We start from the raw sequence: 23,256 nt of genomic DNA, 5'->3' as shown, positions 1-23,256 counted from the left end.
TGACGCGCGCCGGAACCTTACCAACGCCCAACGATGGACACTGCAGAGAGGAAACGCGTTGATCGCGCTTGCGCTCCCGGCCCAAAATTCAGGAGAGTTCACACCTCCCGGAATTGAAGAAATGCACCTGCCGGCAATCCTGCCGTGGGGTGCGGCAGACGGATTCTCCAAGCAGATGCTGCTGGTTATCCTGTCCGTCGTCATCATCGCCACATTCTTTGTGCTCGCTGCGCGGAAGCAGCAGCTCGTTCCCGGCAAGCTGCAGTTCGCAGGGGAGGCCGCCTACGGCTTCGTCCGCAACAGCATCGCCAAGGACATCATCGGCGGCAGGGACTTCATCAAGTATGTCCCGCTGCTGTTTAGCCTGTTCTTCTTCATCCTGGTGAACAACATCTACGGGGCAATCCCGGTGATCCAGCTCCCGAGCTTCTCGCACGTCGGCGGCGCCTACGTGCTGGCAGCCATCGTGTACGTCACCTGGATCGGCATCGGCATCAAGAAGAACGGCCTGCGCTACTTCAAGCTCGCTACCGTTCCCTCTGGTGTCCCGGTCTACATCCTCCCGATCGTCATTCCGATCGAGATCATCTCCAACTTCCTGGTCCGTCCGGTCACGCACAGCCTGCGTCTCTTCGCCACCATGCTGGCCGGTCACCTGATTGTCATGATTGCCGGTTCGGGCATCGAATACCTCGTCATGCAGGAGAACGTCCTTCTCAAGGGCACCTCTGTGCTGGTTCTCGCAGGTGCGATTGCCATGTACATGCTGGAAGCGCTGATCATGGCGCTGCAGGCGTACGTGTTCACACTGCTGACTGCGATCTATATTGAAGGCGCACTCCACGCCGACAGCCACTAGGCACCTCAAACTTCCCCTCGTGGGGATGAAGCAACCCAAACAACCTGCCATATACATGGCATCTTGAAAGGAAGAAAAATGGAAGGCTCCATCAACGGCTCCCTCAACCTCATCGGCTACGGTCTCTCGGCCATCGGCGGTGGTATCGGTGTGGGTCTCGTGTTCGCCGCCTACATCAACGGTGTGGCACGTCAGCCGGAAGCCCAGCGCGTTCTGCAGCCGATCGCATTCCTCGGCCTTGCGCTGACTGAAGCCCTCGCCATCCTGGGCCTGGTCTTCGCTTTCGTTCTCAAGTAAACCTTCAGAACCAAGCGAACATTCAGAACCGAGTAGATAAGGACGGGTGAAATATGAATCAGCTGATCATCTCAGCCGCCACTGAAGGCGCCGAGGCGGCTAACCCGCTCGTTCCCAATCTTTGGGAAATGGGCGTCGTCCTCGCCGGCTTTGCTGTCCTCTTTTTCATCGTGGTCAAGTTCGTTGTCCCGATGTTCGAGAAGACGTTTGCAGAGCGTGCCGAGGCCATCGAGGGCGGCATAGCCAAGGCTGAGAAGGCTCAGGCTGAGGCTTCCGCTGCACTCGAAGAGTACAAGCAGCAGCTCACTGATGCCCGTGCTGAGGCAAACCGTATCCGTGAGGAAGCACGTGCCGAAGGCGCCCTGATCCTGGCGGAACTGAAGGAGAAGGCTGCAGCAGAGTCTGCACGCATCACCGCTCAGGCACACGCGCAGATCGAATCCGAGCGCCAAGCGGCCGTTGTGTCGCTGCGTTCGGAGGTGGGCACCCTTGCCACCACGCTTGCGGGCCGCATCGTTGGGGAAACCCTCGAGGACGACGCACGTGCAGCACGCGTCGTTGACCGCTTCCTGGCTGATCTGGAGACCCAGAACGCAGGTGTAGCTAAGTAATGGCAGGTGTATCGAGCGAATCGCTGACCAAGGCGCTGACCGAGCTGGAGCCAAAGCTTCCGTTTGCATCGCTGCAGTTGGCAAAGGAACTTTTCGGGATCCTGGGAGCGGTAGACAGCTCGGCTGGCTTGCGCCGCGCCCTGACTGACCCCTCCCGCAGCGGTGAGGAAAAGTCGGGGTTGATCAAGCAGCTCTTCAGCGGAAAAGCTTCCGCCGAAGCCGTGGACATCGCAGCCGGTCTGGCCAGCTCACGCTGGGCATCGGCGCGAGACATCGGCGATGCACTCGAGACGCTTGCCGCAACGGTGGTCATCGCCGTTGCTGAAAACAAGTCGGCCGTTTCTGCCTCCGGTATCACCGGTCTGGAAGAGCTGGAGAACGATCTTTTCTCCTTCAACCAGGCCGTGGCTGCCAACCACGATGTGCAGCGCGCCCTGTCTGAACCGCAAGCCAGCGCTGCTGCAAAGATCGCCCTGGCCGAAAGGCTCGTTCCTTCCGCAAGTGAGGAAGCCAAGGTCCTCATCGGACAGGCGGTCGCGCAGCCCCGTGGCATCAAGGCAACCAAGCTCGTGAGCCGTTTCGCCGAGCTCGCCGCCAAGCGCCAGCAGCGCTGGATTGCGACGGTCAGCGTCACGCGTCCCCTCACGGGGACGCAGGAGAACCGTCTGCAGCAGGGACTGAACTCCCTCTACGGACGCGAGCTGAAGGTCAACTTCAACGTTGATCCCAGGCTGATCGGTGGCATCCGCGTTCAGGTGGGGGACGAAGTGCTCGACGCTTCGGTCCTCACCCGCCTGAACGACCTTCAGCGCCAGCTGGCCGGCTAGCCGGACAAGCACAACACAACTGATAGAAACCCCGGTCATCGTGAGCAACGATGATCACGAATACAGGAGAGCAGGGACTGCAGATGGCCGAATTGACCATCAACGCCGACGACGTCCGTAATGCGTTGAACGAATTCGCGGCGTCCTACGAACCCGGAAACGCAGAGCGCGTAGAGGTCGGCCGTGTGACCGCCGCAAGTGACGGCATCGCCCGTGTTGAGGGCCTTCCCTCGGTCATGGCGAACGAGCTGCTTCGCTTCGAAGACGGCACCCTGGGCCTCGCCCAGAACCTTGACGTGCGCGAGATCGGTGTCATCGTCCTCGGTGACTTCACCGGTATCGAAGAGGGCCAGGAAGTTCACCGCACCGGACAGGTTCTGTCCGTGCCGGTGGGCGACGCCTTCCTCGGCCGCGTGGTTGACCCCCTGGGTGTGCCCATCGACGACCTCGGCGAGATCAAGGCCGAGACCACCCGTGCCCTGGAACTCCAGGCACCGGGCGTTACCCAGCGCAAGTCTGTGCACGAGCCGATGCAGACCGGCCTGAAGGCCATCGACGCCATGATTCCGATCGGCCGCGGCCAGCGCCAGCTGATCATTGGTGACCGTCAGACGGGCAAGTCCGCCATTGCCATCGACACCATCATCAACCAGAAGGACAACTGGGCTTCCGGTGACGTAACTAAGCAGGTTCGCTGCGTTTACGTAGCGATCGGCCAGAAGGCTTCGACGATCGCAGCAATCCGCCAGACCCTGGAGGACAACGGAGCGCTCGAGTACACCACGATCGTTGCCTCCCCGGCTTCTGACCCGGCCGGCTTCAAGTACCTTGCACCGTACGCCGGTTCGGCCATCGGCCAGCACTGGATGTACGGCGGCAAGCACGTCCTCATCGTGTTCGATGACCTGTCCAAGCAGGCCGAAGCCTACCGTGCGGTGTCACTGCTGCTCCGCCGCCCGCCGGGACGCGAAGCCTACCCGGGTGACGTCTTCTACCTGCACTCCCGCCTGCTGGAGCGTTGTGCCAAGCTCTCCGACGAGCTCGGCGCAGGCTCGATGACCGGTCTGCCGCTCATCGAAACCAAGGCAAACGACGTTTCCGCCTACATCCCAACCAACGTGATCTCCATCACCGATGGCCAGATCTTCCTGCAGTCGGACCTCTTCAACGCCAACCAGCGCCCCGCTGTTGACGTTGGTGTCTCGGTATCCCGCGTTGGCGGTGCCGCCCAGGTCAAGTCCATGAAGAAGGTCTCCGGTACCTTGAAGCTGGATCTTGCCCAGTACCGCGACATGCAGGCCTTCGCGATGTTCGCATCGGACCTCGATGCCGCATCCCGCCAGCAGCTGACGCGCGGTGCACGCCTGATGGAACTGCTCAAGCAGGGCCAGTACTCGCCGTTCCCGATCGAGAACCAGGTTGTGTCCATCTGGGCCGGTACCCAGGGCTACCTGGACGACGTTCCGGTTGAGGACATCAGCCGCTTCGAGTCCGAATTCCTGGACCACCTCAAGCACAAGTCCTCCATCCTCACGACGCTGGCTCAGACCAACGTTCTGGGCGATGACACCGTCGAAGCACTGAAGACCGCCATCGTGGACTTCAAGAAGGGCTTCTTCGGCGAGGGGGACAACCAGCTGGTGGGCGCCGGCCACGAGGAGCATGAAGCTATCTCGGAGGGTCAGGTCGACCAGGAAAAAATCGTCAGGCAGAAGCGCTAGTTTCGCTGGCAGGGACTGCCGGAACCCTCTGGGGGTCCGGCAGTCCCGGCCATCGGGATCTTAGGAAAGGATAAGTATGGGAGCCCAGATCCGGGTCTACCGTCAGAAGATCAGCTCGACGACGTCGATGCGCAAGATCTTCAAGGCGATGGAACTGATCGCTACCTCGCGCATTGGCAAGGCCCGTGCCCGGGTGGCAGCTTCACTGCCTTACGCGAACGCGATCACGCGCGCTGTTTCTGCTGTCGCAAGCCAGAGCGAAATCGACCACCCCCTGACTACCGAGCCGGAGAACATCCGCCGGGCCGCCGTCCTGGTCATCACCTCAGACCGCGGCCTTGCAGGTTCGTATTCCGCCGGCGTGCTCAAGCAGGCCGAAGGCCTGAATGAATTGCTCCGTGCCGAAGGCAAGGAAGTCAAGACGTTCCTGCTGGGCCGCAAGGCGCAGGCTTACTTTGAGTTCCGGAACCGTCCCTATGGGCGCGTCTGGACCGGCAACACCGATGCCCCTGAGTTCGCCACGGCGAAGGAAATCGGCGCGGCCCTGCTCGAAGACTTCGCCACAGACTTCGAAGAGGGCGGCGTGGACGAGATCCACGTTGTGTACACCCGCTTCAAGTCTATGGTGACGCAGGAGCCGACCGTCATCCGACTTCTTCCCCTCGAAGTTGTGGAAGAGCAGGCGTCCTCCGAATCGGAACTGCTGCCGCTTTACGAGTTCGAACCGGAGCCGGAACAGGTGCTCAACGCACTGCTGCCGCGCTACATCGAATCCCGCATTTTCGCGGCCATGCTGCAGGCAGCGGCTTCTGAACTTGCTGCACGGCAGCGGGCGATGAAATCCGCCGGCGACAACGCCACGGACCTCATCAAGAAGTACACGCGTCTGCGCAACACCGCCCGCCAGGCAGAGATTACGCAGGAACTTTCCGAAATCGTGGCCGGCGCCGACGCACTCGCGTCGTAGCCGGACCGGTCCCGGACCCCTGCAACAAAAGATAAACTTAACCCCACGCCATCTACGAGTGAAGTGAGAGAGATGACTGCCACCGCTACCGAACACGTAGCAGCAACGGCCGGTGCTACCGGCCGTATCGCACGTGTCATTGGCCCGGTTGTCGACGTCGAATTCCCGGCTGACGCAATCCCCTCGATTTACAACGCACTCACCACCGAGATCACTCTCAACGGTGAGACCAAGACCATCACGTTCGAGACCTCCCAGCACCTGGGTGACAACCTCGTCCGCGCTATCTCCCTGCAGGCAACCGACGGCCTGGTCCGTGGCACGTCCGTAGTCGACAGCGGTTCCCCGATCACCGTGCCTGTTGGCGACGGCGTCAAGGGCCACATCTTCAACGTCCTCGGCAAGCCGCTGGACGTCGACGAGTCCGAGATCCAGGCTTCGGACTACTGGCCGATCCACCGCAAGGCCCCGTCCTTCGCGTCCCTCGAGGGTTCCACCGAAATGCTCGAAACGGGCATCAAGGTCATCGACCTCCTCACCCCGTACATCAAGGGTGGAAAGATCGGCCTGTTCGGCGGCGCCGGTGTGGGCAAGACCGTTCTGATCCAGGAAATGATCACCCGTGTTGCCCGCAACTTCGGTGGTACTTCCGTGTTCGCCGGTGTCGGCGAGCGCACCCGTGAAGGTAACGACCTCTGGGTTGAAATGGAAGAGGCAGGCGTTCTCAAGGACACCGCCCTTGTGTTCGGCCAGATGGACGAGCCGCCGGGAACGCGTCTGCGCGTGGCCCTGTCCGCCCTGACCATGGCGGAGTACTTCCGCGATGTCCAGAACCAGGACGTGCTGCTCTTCATCGACAACATCTTCCGCTTCACGCAGGCAGGTTCCGAGGTTTCCACGCTGCTGGGCCGCATGCCCTCCGCCGTGGGTTACCAGCCGAACCTTGCCGACGAGATGGGCCTCCTCCAGGAGCGCATCACGTCCACGAAGGGCCACTCCATCACCTCGATGCAGGCCATCTACGTCCCCGCAGATGACTACACCGACCCGGCACCGGCCACGACGTTCGCACACCTGGACGCCACCACGGAACTTTCCCGTGAAATCGCCTCCCGTGGTCTGTACCCTGCAGTCGACCCGCTGACTTCGACGTCCCGAATCCTGGACCCGCAGTACATCGGCAAGGACCACTACAACACGGCTGTCCGTGTGAAGCAGATCCTGCAGAAGAACAAGGAACTCCAGGACATCATCGCCATCCTCGGTGTTGACGAACTGTCCGAAGAGGACAAGATCGTCGTGTCGCGTGCGCGCCGTATCCAGCAGTTCCTGTCGCAGAACACCTACACCGCCAAGCAGTTCACCGGCGTTGAGGGCTCCACGGTTTCCATCAAGGACACTGTTGAAGGCTTCTCCGCGATCTGCGACGGCGAACTCGACCACATTGCAGAGCAGGCGTTCTTCAACGTCGGCGGCCTGGATGACGTTGAGCGCCAGTGGGCCAAGATTCAGGAACAGACCAAGTAATATGGCTGAGCTTGAGGTTGAGATTGTCGCAGCGGACCACTTCGTGTGGTCCGGGGCGGCCAAGATGGTCAAGGCCCGCACCAGCGATGGTGAGATCGGAATCTTGCCCGGCCACTCGCCCGTGCTGGCGATTTTGGCCGAGGGTCAGTTGGCAATCGAGCCGGTTTCCGGCGACCGTATTGCCGTCGATGTTGACGGCGGGTTCTTCTCCGTCGACAACGACCGGGTGGTAATTGTTGCTGACAACGCCCAACTGGGTGACGCGGCCACTGCGGGGATCCGATAGCACAACCCTGATGGACGTTACTTCCTTTCCGTTCATCGCCATAGCAACCGTGTTTGCGGTGCTGATTTTTACGCTGTGCCTTTTTGGGGTGCGCCGCTTCAACCTGCGGCGCGCCCTGGGCACGGTGGACGCCTCCATTCGTACGGCTGGAAAGAGCTGGCGGATGGGGGTTTGTCGTTATCAGGACAATGAGCTTGAGTGGTTCAAACTGCTGTCGCTGAGCGTCCGGCCCCGCCACCGCTTCAAACGGAGCTCCCTTGAGCTGCTGGGCCGGCGCCAGCCCACGGAGGCGGAGCTGGTCAAGGTGCAACCCGATGTGGTGATCGTGGAACTTCGGTACGAGGGGGAGGATGTCTTCCTGGCCATGAAGTTCGACGCATATACAGGTTTGTCCTCGTGGCTTGAAGCCGGGCCGGTCATCGGCGTGGGGACCTGGCGCTGAGGCTCCCGGCATTGGCTTGACCCGGCAGGGCGCGCTAGTACGACTCTGGCAATGTTTCAAGATCTGAAAATATTAGTGACACAAAAAATGATCCCCGGCACGAATGCCGAGGATCATTTATTTTGAGACAAATTAGACGACGGTTACGCCCGTGGCCTGGGGGCCCTTGGCGCCCTGGCCGATTTCGAACTGAACGCGCTGGTTCTCGTCGAGGGTCTTGAAGCCACCGGTCTGGATCTCGGAGTAGTGAACGAAGACATCGCCATCGGAGTCATCCGGGGTGATGAAGCCGAAGCCCTTTTCAGCGTTGAACCACTTCACGGTTCCCTGTGCCATTTATTTCTCCTCAGTATGGAACTTCTTAAGGCCAGCACACCTCGTACTGGTCTTGGTTACTCCGCGAGAAGAATCCTGGCCTGCATCCCCGTTGACCGGAATTGCGTTGCAGGAGCTTCGCGCTCGCAACATGTCTTGCGAGCATGAAAAACACCTACACAAAGACTGCTATAAGAATTTCATGGGCAAACCGTCTGGTCAACGGTCAAAACGCGAATTGCGGCAAATTTTGGGCAAATCCGGAGTAAACGCCTGATCACCGTTTGGCTACGGACCCGCGCGGTCAGAAAAGCCGGGACTCGACGTCGTCAACGCCCCGCATCGCGTCGTAATCCAGGGTCACGCAGTCAATGCCGCGGTCCGTGGCGAGCACCCTGGCCTGCGGCTTGATTTGCTGGGCGGCGAAGATGCCGCGCACCGGTGCTAGCAGAGGATCCCGGTTGAGCAGTTCAAGGTACCGCGTCAACTGCTCCACGCCATCGATGTCCCCGCGGCGCTTCAGTTCAATGGCCACCGTGGCGCCGCCGGCATCCCGGGCGAGGATGTCCACTGGCCCGATGGCGGTGAAGTACTCCCGCCGGATCAGGGAAAACCCCTCCCCGAGGGTTTCGATCTGGTCGGCGAGGAGCCGCTGCAGATCGGCCTCGACGCCGTCCTTTATCAGGCCGGGGTCCTGTCCCAGTTCGTGGGAGCTGTCGTGGAGCTGTTCATGGATGTTGATGATGAGCCTGTCGTCCGTCTTGGCGGACTGGACGGTCCACTGCTCGACGACGCCAACTTCGACGTCGGCGTCCTTCGGGGAGGTGACGCGGAGAACGGCGGGCGGGCTCATCCAGTTAAGCGGCTTGTAGGAGCCGCCGTCGGAGTGCACCAGGACCGAACCGTCAGCCTTCACGAGCAGGAGCCGGGTGGCGAGGGGGAGATGGGCTTTGAGCCGGCCAACATAATCAACGGAGCAACGGGCTATGACGAGACGCACGCCCTACACCATACCTTCTCTGCGGTGCCTTCCCTGCAGCCCCTTCTCTGCAGTGGCCGCCAGGCGGAGACGGAACCCTGGAGTGCAGTAGCGCGGTGTCATGCAGGGCCGGGCAGGGGCATCCGCTAAGGCAGAATGGAGGCATGCCCCGCTCCAACCGTCCCCGCCGCCCCAAAGCCGCGCGCGGTCCGGCCGGAAACGCCCCGGGCGGAGGAAAGCACGGCGCAGGTCCCGCCCCGGAACTTGACCTGGAGCGGGCACGCGCGGGAATCGCCCGCCGGGAAAGCGCGCCGGACGGCGACTGGATGGTGCGCACCATGACGGCGCGCAACGCCGAAAAGACATACATCTGCCCGGGCTGCTCCACGGCGGTGCTGCCCGGGATTGCCCACCTTGTGGTCTGGGCGGATGACCACCTGTTCGGAGCTGGCGCGGGACTGGCCGAGCGGCGCCACTGGCACACCAACTGCTGGACCTCCCGTAACTTCCGGTACAGGTAACGCGCGGGGTGACCCGTGTCGGGAGCAACCCGGCCGGAAGATAAGCTGGTGCGCATGACTTTTGACCCGGCGTCGTACGTTTTCAGCCAGCCATCAGCAGCCACGGCGATCCGCGCCTCCACGGTGCTTCCCGCCCGGCGCGAAAACATCGAAATCCGTACCGAGGACGGCCACACGCTGGTGGGCGAACTCGCCCTGCCGGAATCGGGTCCGGTCACGGCCACGCTGATCACGCTCCACCCGCTGCCCACGCACGGCGGCTTCATGGATTCGCACGTGTACCGCAAGGCCTCCTATCGGCTGCCGGCGCTGGCCGGGGTGGCCGTACTGCGCTTCAACACCCGGGGTACGTCCTCGCCGCGCGGAACCAGCGATGGAACGTTTGAACAGGGCATCGGCGAGCGGTACGACGTGGAGGCGGCGGTGCGCTTCGCCGTCGAACGGGGTCTGCCCAACCGCTGGCTCGTGGGCTGGTCCTTCGGGACGGAACTCGCCCTCATGTACGGCGCCGTGGAACCGGTGGCCTCCCAGGTGGAGGGCGCAGTGCTGCTGTCCCCGCCGCTGCACCGCGCCACCGACGAGCACCTGCTGCTCTGGGCGGCCGCCGGCAAGCCGCTGACCGTCCTGGTGCCCGAGCACGACGATTACCTCCGGCCCGCCGCCGCAGAGGCCCGGTTTGGGCTTGTGCCCCAGGCCAGGGTGGTGGGGGTCGACGGCGCCAAGCACCTCTGGGTGGGGGAGAAGCAGGCCGCCCGGGTACTGAATGAGATCGTGGACGACGTTACTCGCGACGGCGGGGGAGCCGAGGGCCTGCCGCAGGAATGGGAAGGTCCGGTGGCCACCGCCGCCGTTTAGTGATTGCCTGCGCCTAGTGCTTGTCCTGGCGCACGATGTAAATCTCCTTGATGAGCAGCAGGGTGGCGGCCGCCGTCGGGATGGCAATGAGTGCCCCCAGGACGCCGAGCAGGCTGCCTCCAGCGATCACCGAGATGACAGCGACGGCGCCGGGCACCGCCACGGCTTTCTGCATGATGCGCGGCGAGATGAAGTATGCCTCGAACTGCAGGTAGGCGAAGTAGCAGATGGCGTAGGCCACGGCGGACTGCCAGCCCAATGTGAGCGTGATGAGGATGACAACCACGCCGGCGATCATCCCGCCCACCAGGGGGATGAAGGCCAGGAGCGCCACGACGAACGTCAGCAGCACGGCGAACGGCACGCCGATGATGGACATGACGATGAAGGCGAAGGTGGCGTTCAGGAGGGCGACGACAGCCTGGCCGATGACGTAGTTGCCCACCGAGCGGCTGATTTCCTCGGACAGCGCCTCGACGCGTCCCCGCCGGGACCGCGGTGCCAGCCGGTAGCCCCACTTTTTCATCGCGGGCAGGGCGGCGAGGAAGTAAAGGCTGAGCACCAGCACGATCAGGGTACCGAAGAGGCCGTTGGCCACCGTTGAACCGAAGCCGACGACGCCGCCGAAGATGCCGCTTATGGCCTCCGGGTTCTTGACAAACTTGTCCAGCTCCTCCGTGATGCGGTCGCGCACGCCGAACTGGTTGTCCACCGTCCGGAAGAAATCCGAGTTGATGAAGTCGCGCACCCACACCGGGGCCTGCTGCACGAGCTCGGTTACCTGCTCCACGATCGTGGGGATGAGGGTGGCAAAGAAGCCGACGACAGCGAGCATCAGCACGGACACCGACACGAGGATGCCGGCGGGCCGGGGAATCTTCCGGCCCTCCAGCCAGCGCACCACCGGATCCAGGCCGAGGGCGATGAACAGGGCAGCCACGATCCAGAGCAGGAGCTGGGTGGTGTGGGAGCCGATCCAGTAAACCAGGAGGGCCAGGCCCACGCCCACGGTGCCCATGAACCCCAGGTACAGCGGGTGCTGGGCCGAGATGCGGGGCCCGGGGGAACCGAAACGCTCGGTGTCCCCGGGTTCGCCCGCATCTTCTGTCTCAAGGTTGTCGGGATGCTCCGGCGGGAATTCAAACCGGAGCCGCGGCTGGGCGCCGGGGATCGGCTGGCGCAGGCGCCTCAACACGGCGCCCAGGGCTGCGGGACGGCCCTTCGTCCTGACCGGTTTCTGCGGCGGCGTGGGCTGTGGCGCTGCGCTGCGTTCTGCCGCACGGCGTGCCGCAGTGTCCTGTGGTGCCGGCAGGCTCTGGGGGGAGTCGGCGTCGGGCAGATCTTCGGCGCCGCGCATGGACGGATCCGTGTGTTCAGTCACTGCTTTTTGATGCCTTTACCGTGCGTGGCGCCGCGGCTGCGGGCCGGATGTGATGATCATCGCAAACACTATCAGCAGCCTTGTGAATAGCCGGGCGGGCGGCGTTTCGCTGGGCCGGCAACCGGGGCCCTGTTGCCCCCGATCCGGCCTATTGGTAACAAAACGGTTACTATTGGAGGTAAACCCCCGCTGATGATAGGTATTCCTTTGCGTTTCAAGACTGCAGTTGCACTTGTGCTGCTCGGCCTCCTGACACTGCTGGCCGGCATCGGGCAGAAGACCTTCTGGGCCCCCGCCGAGACGGTCACGGCAACGGCTTCCGCCGGCGAAGCCGCGCCCCTGACCGTTATCGACCAGAAGCTCCGCACCCTCGAGGGCGGAACGGTCACCATCAAGGTCAAGGGTGAGGGCAGCTTCCTGCTCGCGGCCGGACGCCCGGATGACGTCGACGCCTGGGTGGGCAAGACCGCCCACAACACCGTCACCGGACTCTCCGACGACAAAAAGACGCTGCAGGTAAAGCACACCGACGGCGAAGCCAGCGCGCCGACGCCCGCCGGCTCCGACCTCTGGGTCAGTACCGAGAACGCCAGCGGCGAGATGGACTACACGTGGTCCGCCCCGGCCGACGGCGATTGGTCCCTGCTGCTCGCAGCAGACGGAAAGAAGCCCGCGCCGTCGTCCATTTCCATGACGTTCCCCAATGACACCTCCATGCCGTGGGCCGTGCCGCTCATGGTCCTTGGCGTACTCCTGATTCTTGCCGGCGGGGCACTGCTGGTCCTCAAGCCCAGGGGCGGGGCGCCCCGCGACGGCGGGTCCCCCGACAACGGATCCGCTGGCAAGGCCAGCGACAAGCAGGGCAGCCTGTTTGCCCGGCGTGCCCGCGCCAAGGCGGCGGCCAAGGCCGGTGAACGGTCCTCTTCCGCGCGGCTCAGCGTGGTGGTCGCGGCCACCACCGCCGTTGTCCTCGCCGGCGGAGCAGCTGCCGCGCAGGCCAGCAACTCGTCGGCCCCGGCCTCTACTACAAGCGAATCCGCAGCACCCACGACGGGCGCGTCAGCATCCGCTGCAGCGAGCGGAACACCGGTGGTCCTGGACGCCCAGTTCCGCCGCATCCTGGAGCAGGTGGCCAGCGCCACCGACGCCGGCGACGCCGCCAAGGACGCCAAGAAGCTTGCCGCCCGCGTTGCCGGAACGGAACTCGAGGTCCGCACCCAGAACTACAAGATCAGGTCGCGTGTGGCCTCCTATGACGCGCGCATGCCCGTGCGTTCCACCAAGCTCCTGACGACGGTGGTCACGGACAAGCGCGAATGGCCGCGCTCCGTCATGGCCGTCACGCAGGGTGAAGGCAACGTAGTGCCGCAGTTGCTGACGCTCGTGCAGAACTCCCCGCGGGAAAACTACAAGCTCGTGGGCACGTCTCCGCTGCAGCCCGGCACCACCTTCCCCGCGATCGTGCGCGGCGGCACCGAGTCGCTTGCCGCGGGCGACAAGTCCGGCCTGCTCTACAGCGGGCAGGAAGCGCTCGCCGGCCTGGCCGACCGGCTGACCACGTCCAACTCCACGTTCAAGAGCAAGCTGGTCGAAGGGGAATCCTCCCCGTACATCGCGGACACGCTGTCCTACCAGGCTGACATCGTGAAGGACGGCGTCGACGGCAAGTTCGCGTTCACGCACAAGGTTGTTCCGGAGAGCACTGTCGTGTTCCGGACGGAGGACGGCGGGGCCCTGGTCCTTGGCCGCCTGACCTTCAACTTCGACGGCACCCCCAAGGCGGAAGGCGACAAGCTGTCCATCGGCAACGATGCGGCCGTCCTCGCCGGCGGCAAGGAGACCACCACCGGCATGGTGCTGAAGTTCGCCGAATCCGTGGCCGTGTACGTGCCGCCGGCCGCCTCGAAGGATCCGATGAAGCTCGTCGCTGCCACGCGCGGACTGGTTGGCGCCAGCTTCAAGTAGGGAACGGCTCTCCGTAAACCTGCCGTCACTGGAGCGGCCGCGGTGCTTACCGCGGCCGTTCTTGTGGCTAAAGTGGGAGCTATGAGTTCGCCAGCTTCCCGCCCTGTCCCTTCAGCCGCGAGCCAGCTTAACCTTCGCGGCGCCGTCGATCTCTCCTCCCTCAAGCAGCGCCCGGCGCCGCCCGCGCCTCCGAGCAACGCTGCCGCCGGTGATTCCCAGCAGGCCGCCGGTGTGGCCGGCGGCGGACCCGCCCTCCGGGTGGACGTCACCGAGGCGAACTTCCAGAGCCTTATTGAGCTGTCCGCCCAGGTGCCCGTGGTATTTGCCCTCTGGGCCGCCTATTCGCCCGAATCCACCGGCGTGCTGGATGCCCTTGACCGGATTATCCAGAGCTACGGCGGCCGGCTGGTCCTCGCCGCTGCAGACATCGAAGCATTCCCGCAGCTGGCCCAGGCGTTCCAAGTGCAGGCCGTTCCCACTGCCGTCGCCGTGCTCAAAGGCCAGCCGGTTCCGCTCTTCCAGGGTGGCGCCGACGAGGAGCAGATCCGCCCACTGCTGGACGAACTTCTCACGGTTGCCGCCGCCAACGGGGTGACCGGCAACGTTGGAGGCGGCGCAGGTACATCCGAAGACCCCGCCCCTGCCGCTCTGCCGCCGCTTCACCAGAAAGCCTTCGACGCCATCGAAGAGGGTGACTATGCCGCTGCGGCCGCTGCCTACCGGCAGGCGCTCGCCGAGATGCCGGCTGATGCGGAGGCCAAGGCTGGCCTGGCGCAGGTGGAACTCATGGAACGCCTGCAGAGCCTTTCCGGACCCGAGGGCGAGGCACTGCGCCAGCTCGCCGCGGATGAACCCGACAACCTCACGGCCCAGCTGGGCCTTGCTGACCTTGATCTCGCCGGCGGCCACGTGGAGGATGCCCTGAACCGCGTGGTCGCGTTCATCGGCAGGAACTTCGGCCCGGAACGCGAGTCCGCCCGCGTGCGCCTGCTCGAGCTGTTCGAAGTTGTTGGAACCACGGACGAACGGGTGGGCAAGGCCCGCCAGGCTCTGGCACGGGTGCTGTTTTAGTGGCCGTGCCCGCGCTGTTCCAGCCCCTGACGCTGCGCTCCCTGGAACTGCAGCACCGCGGCTGGGTTTCGCCGATGTGCCAGTACAGCTGCGAACCTGACGAGGCCCCCGGAGTGCCCAACGACTGGCACCTCATGCACCTCGGATCGTTTGCCTCCGGGGGAGCGGCCCTCATCCTGACCGAGGCTGCGGCAGTCAACGCCGAAGGGCGCATCAGCCCGCGCGACGCGGGGCTGTACAACGACGAGCAGGCGGAAGGCTGGGAGCGGATCGTCCACTTCGTGCACCGCCACGGAGTCGCCGGGACCAAGATCGGTGCCCAGCTCGCCCATGCCGGACGCAAAGCCTCCACGTACTGGCCGTTTTCCGGCCGGAGCGGATCGGTTCCGGCGTCCGACGGCGGCTGGGAGACAGTGGGACCGGGAGCCCAGGCGTTCAACGGCTACGCGCCGCCCGCGGCCATGACGGAGGATGACATCCAGCGCGTCATCGCGGATTTTGCCGCCGCAGCGACCCGCGCCGTCGACATCGGCTTCGACACCATCGAGCTGCACGGCGCCCACGGCTATCTCCTGCACCAGTTCCAAAGCCCGTTGATCAACGACCGCGCTGACTCCTGGGGCGGCAATGCTGAGGGACGGAACCGGCTGACGCTGGCTGTCATCGACGCTGTCCGCAATGTCATCCCGGAGTCCATGCCGCTGCTGCTGCGCATTTCGGCAACCGACTGGGCGGAGGGCGGAATCGGAGTCGAGGACTCGGTCCGGCTGGCCGCGCAGGCCGCCGAGCGGGGCGTGGACCTGATCGACGTGTCCAGCGGCGGGGCCGTGGCGCACCAGCAGATCCACCCGGGACCGGGGTACCAGACCGAATTTGCAGCCCGGATCCGCCGCGAAACAGGAGTCGCCACCGGCGCCGTCGGGCTGCTGACGTCCCCCGGGCAGGCCGAACATGTGGTGGCCACCGGACAGGCCGACGGCGTCTTCATCGCCCGGGCGGCACTGCGGGATCCGCACTGGTGGCTGCGGGCCGCCTTTGAACTCGGCCACGACCTGCGCTGGGCGCCGCAGTATGAACGGGCCGTGCCGCGCCGCACGTTCTGACAGCTTTTGGGCGTTCCGCGCCGGTTAGTTTCTACTCCTTCCGGAGGATCCCCCTGGCTGCGGGCCGCGGCTAGGGTAAGTGCGCGGCTAGGGTAAGTGCATGAGCACTCCCTTAACAGCCCTCTCGATCAGGGGGCTTGCCAAGCGCTTCGGCACCAAGATCGCCGTGGACGGCATCAGCCTTGACGTTCCCGCCGGTTCGTTCTTCGGCATTGTCGGGCCCAACGGTGCCGGCAAGACCACTACCCTGTCCATGGCCACGGGCCTTCTCCGCCCGGACTTCGGAACGGCGGTGGTCCACGGGGTGGACGTCTGGGCGCAGCCGCTGGAAGCCAAAAAGCTGATGGGCATCCTGCCCGACGGGGTGCGGCTCTTTGACCGGCTCAGCGGTGAGCAGCTGGTCACCTACGCCGGGCTGCTCCGTGGCATGGAAAGGGAGGTGGTGGCCGCCCGGGTGGGGGAGTTGCTCGCAGCCATGGACCTCAGCCAGGACGCGGGCACGCTCGTGGTGGATTACTCAGCCGGCATGACCAAGAAGATCGCGCTGGCCTCCGCGCTGATCCATGCGCCGAAGGTCCTCGTGCTGGATGAGCCCTTCGAATCCGTGGATCCCGTCTCCGCCGCCAACATCAGGGACATCCTGGACAGGTACGTGGCCACGGGCGGCACCGTGATCGTGTCCAGCCACGTGATGGACCTCGTGCAGCGGATGTGCGACCACGTCGCCGTGATCGCCGGTGGCCGGATCCTGGCCGCCGGAACGGTCGACCAGGTGCGTGCCGGAGCAAGCCTGGAGGAGCGGTTCGTGCAGCTCGTGGGCGGCAGGAGCCGGACGGAGGGGCTCGAATGGTTGCGCACCTTCTGAGGCTGAAGCTCACGCTGCTGCGAAACGGTCTGAAGCGCAGCCCGTGGCAGCTGGTGGGGCTGGCCTTCGGCGGACTGTATGCGCTGGGCATCGTGGGCATGTGTGTGGTGCTGCTGGTCCTCCTCCGGCAGGAGGATCCGGGCCTGGCCCAGACCGTGGTGGTGCTCGGCGGCTCGGCCGCCCTGCTGGGCTGGGGGACTGTGCCCGTCATCGCCTCGGCCGTGGACATGACGCTGGACCCGGCCCGGTTCACGACGTCGGCCGTGCCCATGCCGCAACTGCTGGCCGGCCTGGCACTCGGCGGCCTCATCGGGCTCCCCGGGCTGGCCACTTTGCTCGTCGCCCTGGGCACCGTGGTCACCTGGTCCCGCGGTGTGCTGCCAGCCGTGGGCGCGCTGGTCGGAGCCCTCCTGGCCGTGCTCACCTGTGTGGTGTTCTCCCGCGTCGTCACAACGGCCACCGCGAGCCTGGCTGCCTCACGGCGCTTCAAAGACATCAGCGGGATTGCCTTCATGGTTCCGTTGGTCCTCCTCGGCCCCATCACCGCCGGCATCTTCCAGGGGATGGCGGGTTCAGGAGCCTTCCTGTCCGAGCTGGCCGGCAGGATTTCCTGGACGCCGCTGGGGGCCGCCTGGTCACTGGGCGGCGACCTCGAAAGGGGACAGGCGGGCCCGGCTGGACTCAAACTGCTCATCGCCGTGGCCACGCTCGCCGGGCTTTCCTGGTGCTGGAAGCTGCTGCTCGAACGTGCGCTGGTCACGCCGCCCTATGCCGGAAGCAGCCGCCGGAAGGGCGGGCGCCTGGGGCTCTTCGCGCTCCTGCCCGGCACGCCGGCCGGTGCCATCACGGCACGGGCGCTGACCTACTGGTTCCGTGATCCCCGGTATTCAGGCTCGCTGGTGGTCATCCCGCTGCTGCCGGTCGTCCTGGCTTTCCAGGGCAGCCAGGCCAACGACTACGGCGTCCTGATGATTACCGGGCCGCTTACCGCGTTCCTCCTGGCGTGGTCCATCTCGGGGGATGTGTCGTACGACAACACCGCATTTGCCCTGCACCTGGCCGCCGGCGTGCGGGGTGTCCACGACCGGCTCGGGCGCGCGCTGGCCTGTTTGGCGTTCGCGCTGCCAACGGTGCTGGTCCTCGCCATTGTGCCGTTCTTCGTAATGCGGGACTGGGCGTGGTGGCCCTCCATCCTGGGGCTATCCGTGGGGGTGCTGCTGACCGGGCTGGGCCTGTCCTCCGTGGTGTCCGCCCGCTACACGATTGCCGTGCCTCTTCCGGGCGACAGCCCGTTCAAGAAGCCGCCGGGCAACGTGGGGCAGACCCTTGCCGTCCAGTTTGGCGGGATGGGTGTCCTCCTGGTGCTGGTCCTCCCGGAGGCCGGCCTGGTCCTGGCGCAGGTGCTCACCGGTGAACCGCTGTTCGGCTGGATCAACCTGGCGCTTGGCCCTGTCCTCGGCGCGGCCCTGTTCATTGTGGGGGTCCGGGTGGGCGGGCGCTGGCTCGATGCCCGCGGCCCGGAGCTCCTGGCCCAGGTCACGGTCAACCGCTGAAAACACCCAACCGCTGAGCGCCCTGACCGGCGAATACATCTGCCGGGCGGGGAGCCGCCGTGGTTGACTAGCAGGACAGCTGAGAGAAAGGCCGGAAATGGAAGTCGTCATACTTCCGGGCGGCAAGCAGATTGCCTCCCTCGTGGCGGACGCGGTGGAAAGCCTGCTGCAGGGCAAGCCCGACGCCGTGCTGGGGCTTGCCACGGGATCATCGCCGCTGCCGGTCTACGACGAACTCGCCCGGCGCCACGAACAGGCCGGCCTGGACTTCAGCCGCGCCTCCGGGTTCACGCTGGATGAGTACGTGGGGCTGGAACCCGGACACCCCGAGTCCTACCGGGAGGTGATTCGCCGCGACTTCGCGAACCGGGTCAACATCGACCCCGGGAACGTCCTCGGACCGGACGGAAGTGCCGCGGACATCCCGGCGGCCTGCCGTGGTTACGAGGACCGGATCAGGGAGCGCGGCGGCATCGACCTGCAGCTTCTGGGCTTGGGCACCGACGGGCACATCGGCTTCAACGAGCCGGGTTCGTCGCTGGCATCCCGCACCCGCATCAAGTCGCTCATCGAGCAGACCCGGCGCGACAACGCCCGCTTCTTCCACAGCCTTGAAGAGGTTCCGCACCACGTGGTGACCCAGGGGCTGGGCACCATCCTTGAGTCGCGGCACGCGATCCTGCTGGCCACCGGAGCCCAGAAGGCGCAGGCCGTCCACGACCTCGTGGAGGGGCCCCTTGCCGCGATCTGTCCTGCCTCTGTCCTTCAGTTGCACCCCCATGCCTCCATCGTGGTGGACGAGGCCGCCGCGTCGTCACTGAAGCTCGCCGACTACTACCGGCACACCTTTGACCACAAACCGGCGTGGCAGGGGCTCTGACAGGAACCTGCGCCCGGGTCCTCCCGCGGCCGCACGTCCGGAACGGCTAAGATGGATGCCATGAGTAGCATGACGGATCCTCTCGACAACGACCCCATGCGTGAGCTTTCCGGAGCCGGATCGTCCACCGCAACCATTGAGCGCGAGGAACTGCGCCAGGAAGTGGAGCCCGGCGACCGTGAGCGCTTCTCGCACTACGTGCGCAAGGAAAAGATCATGGAGTCCGCTTTGACGGGCGAACCGGTCATCGCGCTGTGCGGCAAGGTCTGGACGCCCGGACGGGATCCGCAGAAGTTCCCGGTCTGCCCGGAGTGCAAAGAGGTCTATGACGGCCTCCGCCCGGGCAACGACGGCGGCAAGGGGTCCGGCGGAGACTCAGGCAACAACAAGTAGTGACGGAGACACTCTTCGGCGGCCCCACCCTGCCTCCGGCTTATCCGGAGCGTGCAGCCTGGGGAACCGCCCAGAAGCTCCGTGCCTGGCAACAGGAAGCCCTGGACCTTTACTTCAGCAAGGCTCCTCGCGACTTCATGGCAGTGGCCACCCCCGGCGCCGGCAAAACCACCTTTGCGCTCAGGGTGGCCTCCATGCTCATCGAGGCCGGCACGGTGAACCGTGTGACCATCGTGGCGCCCACAGACCACCTGAAGCGGCAGTGGGCTGACGCTGCGGCGCGCGTCGGCATCGCCATTGACCCGAACTTCAAGAATTCGGACGGTCAGCACGGCCGCGGGTTCATCGGTGTGGCCGTGACCTATGCTCAGGTGGCCAGCAAGCCCATGCTGCACCGGGCCAAGACCGAAGCCGCCCGCACCCTGGTGATCCTTGATGAAATCCACCACGGCGGCGAGGCGCTGTCCTGGGGCGACGGTCTCCGCGAGGCCTTCGACCCCGCCGCCCGGCGGCTGTCCCTGACCGGTACGCCATTCCGGTCGGACACCTCGCCCATTCCCTTCGTGGAGTACTCCGAGGACCGCGAGGGCATCCGGCGCTCCAAGTCGGACTACACCTACGGCTACGGCAATGCGCTGCGTGACCACGTGGTGCGGCCGGTCATCTTCATGGCTTATTCCGGGCAGATGCGCTGGCGCACCAGCGCCGGCGACGAGATGGCCGCCTCCCTCGGCGAGGCCGCGGTCACCAAGGACATCACGTCGCAGGCCTGGCGGACCGCCCTGAACCCTGCGGGGGAATGGATTCCCGCCGTCTTGGCCGGAGCGGACAAGCGGCTCAGCGAGGTCCGGCGGTCAGTTCCCGACGCCGGCGGCCTGGTGATCGCCACTGACCACGAGGACGCCCGGGCGTACGCCGGCCAGCTCAAGAAGATCACGGGCGAGTCGCCGACCGTGATTCTGTCCGATGACGCGAAGGCCTCCAACAAGATTGAGGAATTCAGCGCGGGCAACCAGCGCTGGATGGTTGCCGTGCGCATGGTGTCCGAAGGCGTTGACGTGCCGCGCCTTTCGGTGGGCGTCTACGCCACGTCAACGTCAACCCCCTTGTTCTTCGCCCAGGCAGTGGGTCGCTTTGTGCGTTCCCGGAAGCGGGGCGAGACGGCCTCGGTCTTCCTGCCGTCCGTTCCCCAGCTGATGGCGCTGGCCAACAGCATGGAAGCCGAACGTGACCATGCCCTGGACCGGCCGCAGAACGATGATGCGGACGGCCTGATGGACCTCGAAGAGTCGCTGATGGACGAGGCGAACCGCGAGGAGAAGGCGTCGGACAGCCTGACCAAGGGCAAGTTTGAGGCGCTGGACTCGCAGGCGTCGTTCGACCGCGTGCTGTTCGACGGCGGCGAGTTCGGCACCGGAGGCGACATCGGCTCCGAGGATGAACTCGACTTCCTTGGCATCCCGGGCCTGCTGGACGCGGAGCAGGTGGGCATGCTGTTGCGCCAGCGCCAGCACGAGCAGCAGGGCCGCAAGAAACGCCAGGGCCCTGCGGCAGCGCCCGCCGCCCCCGCGGTACCCGACCACCGGATGCTGATGGACCTGCGGAACGAGCTGGCGAAGAACGTGGCGGCCTGGTCTGCGCGGACGGGCACCCCGCATGGCGTGGTGCACACGAAGCTGCGGACCGTCTGCGGCGGCCCTCCGGTGGCACAGGCGAACGAGGAGCAGCTCCAGTCCAGGCTGAAGAAGCTCCAGGACTGGTTCATCGGCAGGACATAGCCCGGCAGGAAGTAGGCGGGAACCTACTCGAGGTCCACGCCGCCCAGCTCCATTTCGGCGTAGGTGTCGTCGAGGTCATCGGCGATACCGGCCGTCAGCCTCTTAATCACGGTGACGGCGTAGCCGGCCTGGACGGCATCCAGTGACGTCGCCATGACGCAGTGGTCGGTGGCGAGGCCCACCACCACGACGTCCTCCACGTCGTGGCTCTGGAGCCAGTCGTCGAGGCCGATTGCGTCTTCCTCAGGGGCGTAACCGGGGTCGGCTGCTCCGGGCAGGGAACCGGGCTGCCGTTCTCCTGTGGGGACGGCGTCCTCCGGTGCCAGCAGGCCTTCGAACCCGGAATAGGCCGCGGTATACAGGCCCTTGTGGAAGTAGGCCTGGATGTGCTCGGTGTCGAGTTCCGGGTGAAGCTCGGCACCCTGGGTCCCGGCCACGCAGTGCGGGGGCCAGGTGTCCTTGAAGTCCGGGGCTTCCGAGAAATGGGCGCCCGGATCGATGTGCCAGTCCTGCGTGGCCACGATGTGGTCGAACTGGCCGTGGTGGTTCTCGACGTACTCGCTGATGGCCCCCGCCACGGAGGCCCCGCCCTCTACCGGCAGCGCGCCGCCCTCGCAGAAGTCGTTCTGGACGTCGACGATGATGAGTGCCCGTGCCATCAGTTCTCCTCAGTTCTCATCAGTTGTCCTCATAGAGAGTCGGGATAGCCGGCTCGCCGCGGTGCAGACGGTGGACTACCGAGGGCAGCTCGGCCATGGAATCGGCGTGGCGCTGCCGGGCGCGCAGGACGCCTTCGTGGCCGGTCCAGCCGGGCAGGAGCTCGCCGTTCTTGATGAACTGCTGGAGCAGCGCACGGTCATTGCCGTCGTCCGCCGGCCGGTGGCCCACTCCAATGAGCTCCTGCGTGGCCGTGCCGTTGTCGTTGAGCCGGCGGAGGGCGTACTTGCGCCCGCCCTTGCTCGTCTTGTTCTTGGCGGCCTTGGCCACCGAAACGAACTCCCCGGCGTCGTCGGTCCGGCTGACCAGCTTGTAGACCATGCTGGCGGTGGGTGCCCCGGAGCCGGTCACGAGGGAGGTGCCCACCCCGTAGGAGTCGACGGGGGCGGACTGCAGTGCTGCAATCGCGTACTCGTCCAGGTCCGACGTTACGGTGATGCGGGTGCGTTCGTTGCCCAGCTCGTCCAGTAGCTGCCGGACCCACTGCGCCTGCTCCACCAGGTCGCCGGAGTCCAGCCGCACGGCGCCCAACTTGTCCCCGGCGATGTCAACGGCCGTACGGACGGCGGTCTCGACGTCGTACGTGTCCACCAGCAGCGAGGTGCCGGCCCCCAGGGAGGCGACCTGCGCCTCAAAGGCGTCACGCTCGGTGTCATGGAGAAGCGTGAAGGAGTGGGCGGCGGTGCCCACCGTCTTGAGTCCGTACCGGAGCCCAGCCTCGAGGTTTGAGGTGCTGTCGAACCCGGCGATGACGGCGGCGCGGGCGGCAGCCGTGGCTGATTCCTCCTGGGTCCGCCGGGACCCCATCTCGATGCAGGGCCGCTGGCCGGCCGCCATCACCATGCGCGACGCGGCCGAGGCGATGGCGCTGTCGTGGTTGAGGACGGACAGGACGTACGTCTCCAGGACGCACGCCTCCGCGAACGTCGATTCGACGATCAGGATGGGGGAGTTGGGGAAGTACGCCTCGCCCTCGGCATAACCCCAGATGTCGCCGGTGAAGCGGAAGTCGGCCAGGTAGTCCAGCGTCTCCTTGTTAACCACGCCGGTGCGCGCCAGGAATTCGAGCTCCGCGTCGCCGAACCGGAACGCCATGATGCCCTCCAGCAGCCTGCCCGTGCCGCCCACAATTCCGTAGCGGCGCCCGTCCGGGAGCCGGCGCGCGAACGCCTCGAACACGGCCTTGCGGTGCGCGGCGCCGGAATGGAGGGCCCCCTGCAGCATGGTCAGCTCGTAATGGTCGGTGAACAGGGACGTGCGGGGCTGCTCCCAGCCAGCGGAGTTACTCACAAAAATCACTCTAGTCCCCACCGGCTCCCACGTCTCGCTTCGCTTCGCCGCGG

General features: G+C 65.4%; 24 protein-coding genes. 19 read left to right on the top strand and 5 right to left on the bottom strand.

What is annotated here, in order from left to right; genetic code table 11:
- Positions 1–58 precede the first annotated feature (58 nt).
- From atpB to QFZ33_RS17185, 9 genes are all read left to right on the top strand, one after another.
- On the top strand, positions 59–859 hold the full coding sequence (gene atpB, locus QFZ33_RS17225; RefSeq protein ID WP_102972065.1) for a F0F1 ATP synthase subunit A: 801 nt from the start codon (positions 59–61) through the stop codon (positions 857–859).
- Between the two features lie 78 nt (positions 860–937).
- Positions 938–1,156, top strand: a complete 219-nt coding sequence (gene atpE, locus QFZ33_RS17220) for an ATP synthase F0 subunit C (RefSeq protein WP_003804776.1) — start codon at positions 938–940, stop codon at positions 1,154–1,156.
- A gap of 53 nt (positions 1,157–1,209) precedes the next feature.
- Positions 1,210–1,767 carry a F0F1 ATP synthase subunit B gene (locus QFZ33_RS17215; RefSeq protein WP_190602100.1) on the top strand — a complete coding sequence of 186 codons (558 nt, stop codon included), beginning with the start codon at positions 1,210–1,212 and terminating at the stop codon, positions 1,765–1,767.
- The gene (locus QFZ33_RS17210; RefSeq protein WP_307029416.1) at positions 1,767–2,594 is read left to right on the top strand and encodes a F0F1 ATP synthase subunit delta; all 828 of its coding nucleotides are present in this window, start codon (positions 1,767–1,769) and stop codon (positions 2,592–2,594) included. Before QFZ33_RS17215 ends, QFZ33_RS17210 begins: the two co-directional genes overlap by 1 nt.
- An 83-nt stretch (positions 2,595–2,677) precedes the next feature.
- Entirely contained in the window at positions 2,678–4,315 is a 1,638-nt protein-coding gene (atpA, locus tag QFZ33_RS17205; protein ID WP_307031881.1) for a F0F1 ATP synthase subunit alpha, read from the top strand.
- 76 nt (positions 4,316–4,391) lie between these two features.
- Complete coding sequence (locus QFZ33_RS17200; RefSeq protein WP_307029414.1) at positions 4,392–5,282, top strand: F0F1 ATP synthase subunit gamma; 891 nt, start codon at positions 4,392–4,394, stop codon at positions 5,280–5,282.
- Between the two features lie 72 nt (positions 5,283–5,354).
- Positions 5,355–6,809: a F0F1 ATP synthase subunit beta gene (atpD, locus tag QFZ33_RS17195; RefSeq protein WP_111905896.1), complete on the top strand. Its 1,455-nt coding sequence runs from the start codon at positions 5,355–5,357 to the stop codon at positions 6,807–6,809.
- Position 6,810: 1 nt separating this feature from the next.
- Positions 6,811–7,095 (top strand): F0F1 ATP synthase subunit epsilon, encoded by a 285-nt coding sequence (locus QFZ33_RS17190; protein ID WP_111905897.1) that lies wholly within the window; start codon positions 6,811–6,813, stop codon positions 7,093–7,095.
- 10 nt (positions 7,096–7,105) lie between these two features.
- Complete coding sequence (locus tag QFZ33_RS17185) at positions 7,106–7,537, top strand: DUF2550 domain-containing protein (RefSeq protein ID WP_076801988.1); 432 nt, start codon at positions 7,106–7,108, stop codon at positions 7,535–7,537.
- Positions 7,538–7,669: 132 nt separating this feature from the next.
- Here QFZ33_RS17185 and QFZ33_RS17180 read toward each other — a convergent pair whose 3' ends face one another.
- Both QFZ33_RS17180 and nucS read right to left on the bottom strand, forming a co-directional pair.
- The gene (locus QFZ33_RS17180) at positions 7,670–7,873 is read right to left on the bottom strand and encodes a cold-shock protein (protein WP_003804766.1); all 204 of its coding nucleotides are present in this window, start codon (positions 7,871–7,873) and stop codon (positions 7,670–7,672) included.
- A 283-nt stretch (positions 7,874–8,156) separates the two neighbouring features.
- On the bottom strand, positions 8,157–8,852 hold the full coding sequence (nucS, locus tag QFZ33_RS17175) for an endonuclease NucS (RefSeq protein WP_307029412.1): 696 nt from the start codon (positions 8,850–8,852) through the stop codon (positions 8,157–8,159).
- A 143-nt stretch (positions 8,853–8,995) separates the two neighbouring features.
- On the opposite strand from nucS, the gene QFZ33_RS17170 reads away from it, so the two are divergent.
- Both QFZ33_RS17170 and QFZ33_RS17165 read left to right on the top strand, forming a co-directional pair.
- Positions 8,996–9,352: an ATP/GTP-binding protein gene (locus QFZ33_RS17170; protein ID WP_307029410.1), complete on the top strand. Its 357-nt coding sequence runs from the start codon at positions 8,996–8,998 to the stop codon at positions 9,350–9,352.
- A 54-nt stretch (positions 9,353–9,406) separates the two neighbouring features.
- A complete protein-coding gene (locus tag QFZ33_RS17165; protein ID WP_307029408.1) occupies positions 9,407–10,207 on the top strand; it encodes an alpha/beta hydrolase in 801 nt (266 codons plus the stop codon).
- A 13-nt stretch (positions 10,208–10,220) separates the two neighbouring features.
- Here QFZ33_RS17165 and QFZ33_RS17160 read toward each other — a convergent pair whose 3' ends face one another.
- Positions 10,221–11,588, bottom strand: coding sequence for an AI-2E family transporter (locus tag QFZ33_RS17160; protein WP_307029406.1), 1,368 nt, complete (start codon positions 11,586–11,588; stop codon positions 10,221–10,223).
- A 192-nt stretch (positions 11,589–11,780) separates the two neighbouring features.
- Between QFZ33_RS17160 and QFZ33_RS17155 the strand changes: the two genes are divergently transcribed.
- The 8 genes from QFZ33_RS17155 to QFZ33_RS17120 all read left to right on the top strand — a co-directional run bounded on the left by QFZ33_RS17155 (position 11,781) and on the right by QFZ33_RS17120 (position 21,196).
- A complete protein-coding gene (locus QFZ33_RS17155; protein WP_307029404.1) occupies positions 11,781–13,553 on the top strand; it encodes a hypothetical protein in 1,773 nt (590 codons plus the stop codon).
- 81 nt (positions 13,554–13,634) lie between these two features.
- On the top strand, positions 13,635–14,624 hold the full coding sequence (locus tag QFZ33_RS17150; RefSeq protein ID WP_307029403.1) for a tetratricopeptide repeat protein: 990 nt from the start codon (positions 13,635–13,637) through the stop codon (positions 14,622–14,624).
- 5 nt (positions 14,625–14,629) lie between these two features.
- Complete coding sequence (locus QFZ33_RS17145) at positions 14,630–15,727, top strand: NADH:flavin oxidoreductase/NADH oxidase (protein ID WP_307031879.1); 1,098 nt, start codon at positions 14,630–14,632, stop codon at positions 15,725–15,727.
- A 100-nt stretch (positions 15,728–15,827) separates the two neighbouring features.
- Positions 15,828–16,592 carry an ABC transporter ATP-binding protein gene (locus QFZ33_RS17140; RefSeq protein WP_307029401.1) on the top strand — a complete coding sequence of 255 codons (765 nt, stop codon included), beginning with the start codon at positions 15,828–15,830 and terminating at the stop codon, positions 16,590–16,592.
- Positions 16,574–18,145, top strand: a complete 1,572-nt coding sequence (locus QFZ33_RS17135) for a transporter (protein WP_307029399.1) — start codon at positions 16,574–16,576, stop codon at positions 18,143–18,145. The genes QFZ33_RS17140 and QFZ33_RS17135 overlap by 19 nt, the downstream gene beginning before the upstream one ends.
- Positions 18,146–18,242: 97 nt before the next feature.
- Positions 18,243–19,025: a glucosamine-6-phosphate deaminase gene (nagB, locus tag QFZ33_RS17130; protein ID WP_307029397.1), complete on the top strand. Its 783-nt coding sequence runs from the start codon at positions 18,243–18,245 to the stop codon at positions 19,023–19,025.
- A 51-nt stretch (positions 19,026–19,076) separates the two neighbouring features.
- Positions 19,077–19,418, top strand: a complete 342-nt coding sequence (locus tag QFZ33_RS17125) for a DUF3039 domain-containing protein (RefSeq protein ID WP_102972082.1) — start codon at positions 19,077–19,079, stop codon at positions 19,416–19,418.
- Positions 19,418–21,196 (top strand): DEAD/DEAH box helicase, encoded by a 1,779-nt coding sequence (locus tag QFZ33_RS17120; RefSeq protein WP_307029395.1) that lies wholly within the window; start codon positions 19,418–19,420, stop codon positions 21,194–21,196. The genes QFZ33_RS17125 and QFZ33_RS17120 overlap by 1 nt, the downstream gene beginning before the upstream one ends.
- A 23-nt stretch (positions 21,197–21,219) precedes the next feature.
- On the opposite strand, the gene QFZ33_RS17115 is transcribed toward QFZ33_RS17120, so the two are convergent.
- Positions 21,220–21,855, bottom strand: coding sequence for an isochorismatase family protein (locus QFZ33_RS17115; RefSeq protein WP_307029393.1), 636 nt, complete (start codon positions 21,853–21,855; stop codon positions 21,220–21,222).
- A gap of 19 nt (positions 21,856–21,874) precedes the next feature.
- On the bottom strand, positions 21,875–23,203 hold the full coding sequence (locus QFZ33_RS17110; protein ID WP_307029391.1) for a nicotinate phosphoribosyltransferase: 1,329 nt from the start codon (positions 23,201–23,203) through the stop codon (positions 21,875–21,877).
- Between the last annotated feature and the right edge of the window lie 53 nt (positions 23,204–23,256).

It is taken from the genome of Arthrobacter globiformis (genome assembly GCF_030815865.1).
Taxonomy (GTDB): domain Bacteria; phylum Actinomycetota; class Actinomycetes; order Actinomycetales; family Micrococcaceae; genus Arthrobacter; species Arthrobacter globiformis_B.
Note: the sequence above shows the minus strand (reverse complement) of the source record. Positions and strands in the feature narration are given on the sequence as shown.

What these genes read in the sequence shown, in the direction of transcription:
- atpA (WP_307031881.1), top strand. Translation starts at nt 2,678, where the DNA reads ATGGCCGAATTGACCATCAACGCCGACGACGTCCGTAATGCGTTGAAC.
- QFZ33_RS17135 (WP_307029399.1), top strand. Translation starts at nt 16,574, where the DNA reads ATGGTTGCGCACCTTCTGAGGCTGAAGCTCACGCTGCTGCGAAACGGT.
- QFZ33_RS17215 (WP_190602100.1), top strand. Translation starts at nt 1,210, where the DNA reads ATGAATCAGCTGATCATCTCAGCCGCCACTGAAGGCGCCGAGGCGGCT.
- QFZ33_RS17150 (WP_307029403.1), top strand. Translation starts at nt 13,635, where the DNA reads ATGAGTTCGCCAGCTTCCCGCCCTGTCCCTTCAGCCGCGAGCCAGCTT.
- QFZ33_RS17180 (WP_003804766.1), bottom strand. Translation starts at nt 7,873, where the DNA reads ATGGCACAGGGAACCGTGAAGTGGTTCAACGCTGAAAAGGGCTTCGGC.
- atpE (WP_003804776.1), top strand. Translation starts at nt 938, where the DNA reads ATGGAAGGCTCCATCAACGGCTCCCTCAACCTCATCGGCTACGGTCTC.
- QFZ33_RS17165 (WP_307029408.1), top strand. Translation starts at nt 9,407, where the DNA reads ATGACTTTTGACCCGGCGTCGTACGTTTTCAGCCAGCCATCAGCAGCC.
- QFZ33_RS17170 (WP_307029410.1), top strand. Translation starts at nt 8,996, where the DNA reads ATGCCCCGCTCCAACCGTCCCCGCCGCCCCAAAGCCGCGCGCGGTCCG.
- QFZ33_RS17185 (WP_076801988.1), top strand. Translation starts at nt 7,106, where the DNA reads ATGGACGTTACTTCCTTTCCGTTCATCGCCATAGCAACCGTGTTTGCG.
- QFZ33_RS17115 (WP_307029393.1), bottom strand. Translation starts at nt 21,855, where the DNA reads ATGGCACGGGCACTCATCATCGTCGACGTCCAGAACGACTTCTGCGAG.
- QFZ33_RS17210 (WP_307029416.1), top strand. Translation starts at nt 1,767, where the DNA reads ATGGCAGGTGTATCGAGCGAATCGCTGACCAAGGCGCTGACCGAGCTG.
- QFZ33_RS17190 (WP_111905897.1), top strand. Translation starts at nt 6,811, where the DNA reads ATGGCTGAGCTTGAGGTTGAGATTGTCGCAGCGGACCACTTCGTGTGG.
- nagB (WP_307029397.1), top strand. Translation starts at nt 18,243, where the DNA reads ATGGAAGTCGTCATACTTCCGGGCGGCAAGCAGATTGCCTCCCTCGTG.
- atpD (WP_111905896.1), top strand. Translation starts at nt 5,355, where the DNA reads ATGACTGCCACCGCTACCGAACACGTAGCAGCAACGGCCGGTGCTACC.
- QFZ33_RS17155 (WP_307029404.1), top strand. Translation starts at nt 11,781, where the DNA reads ATGATAGGTATTCCTTTGCGTTTCAAGACTGCAGTTGCACTTGTGCTG.
- QFZ33_RS17125 (WP_102972082.1), top strand. Translation starts at nt 19,077, where the DNA reads ATGGATGCCATGAGTAGCATGACGGATCCTCTCGACAACGACCCCATG.
- QFZ33_RS17140 (WP_307029401.1), top strand. Translation starts at nt 15,828, where the DNA reads ATGAGCACTCCCTTAACAGCCCTCTCGATCAGGGGGCTTGCCAAGCGC.
- QFZ33_RS17200 (WP_307029414.1), top strand. Translation starts at nt 4,392, where the DNA reads ATGGGAGCCCAGATCCGGGTCTACCGTCAGAAGATCAGCTCGACGACG.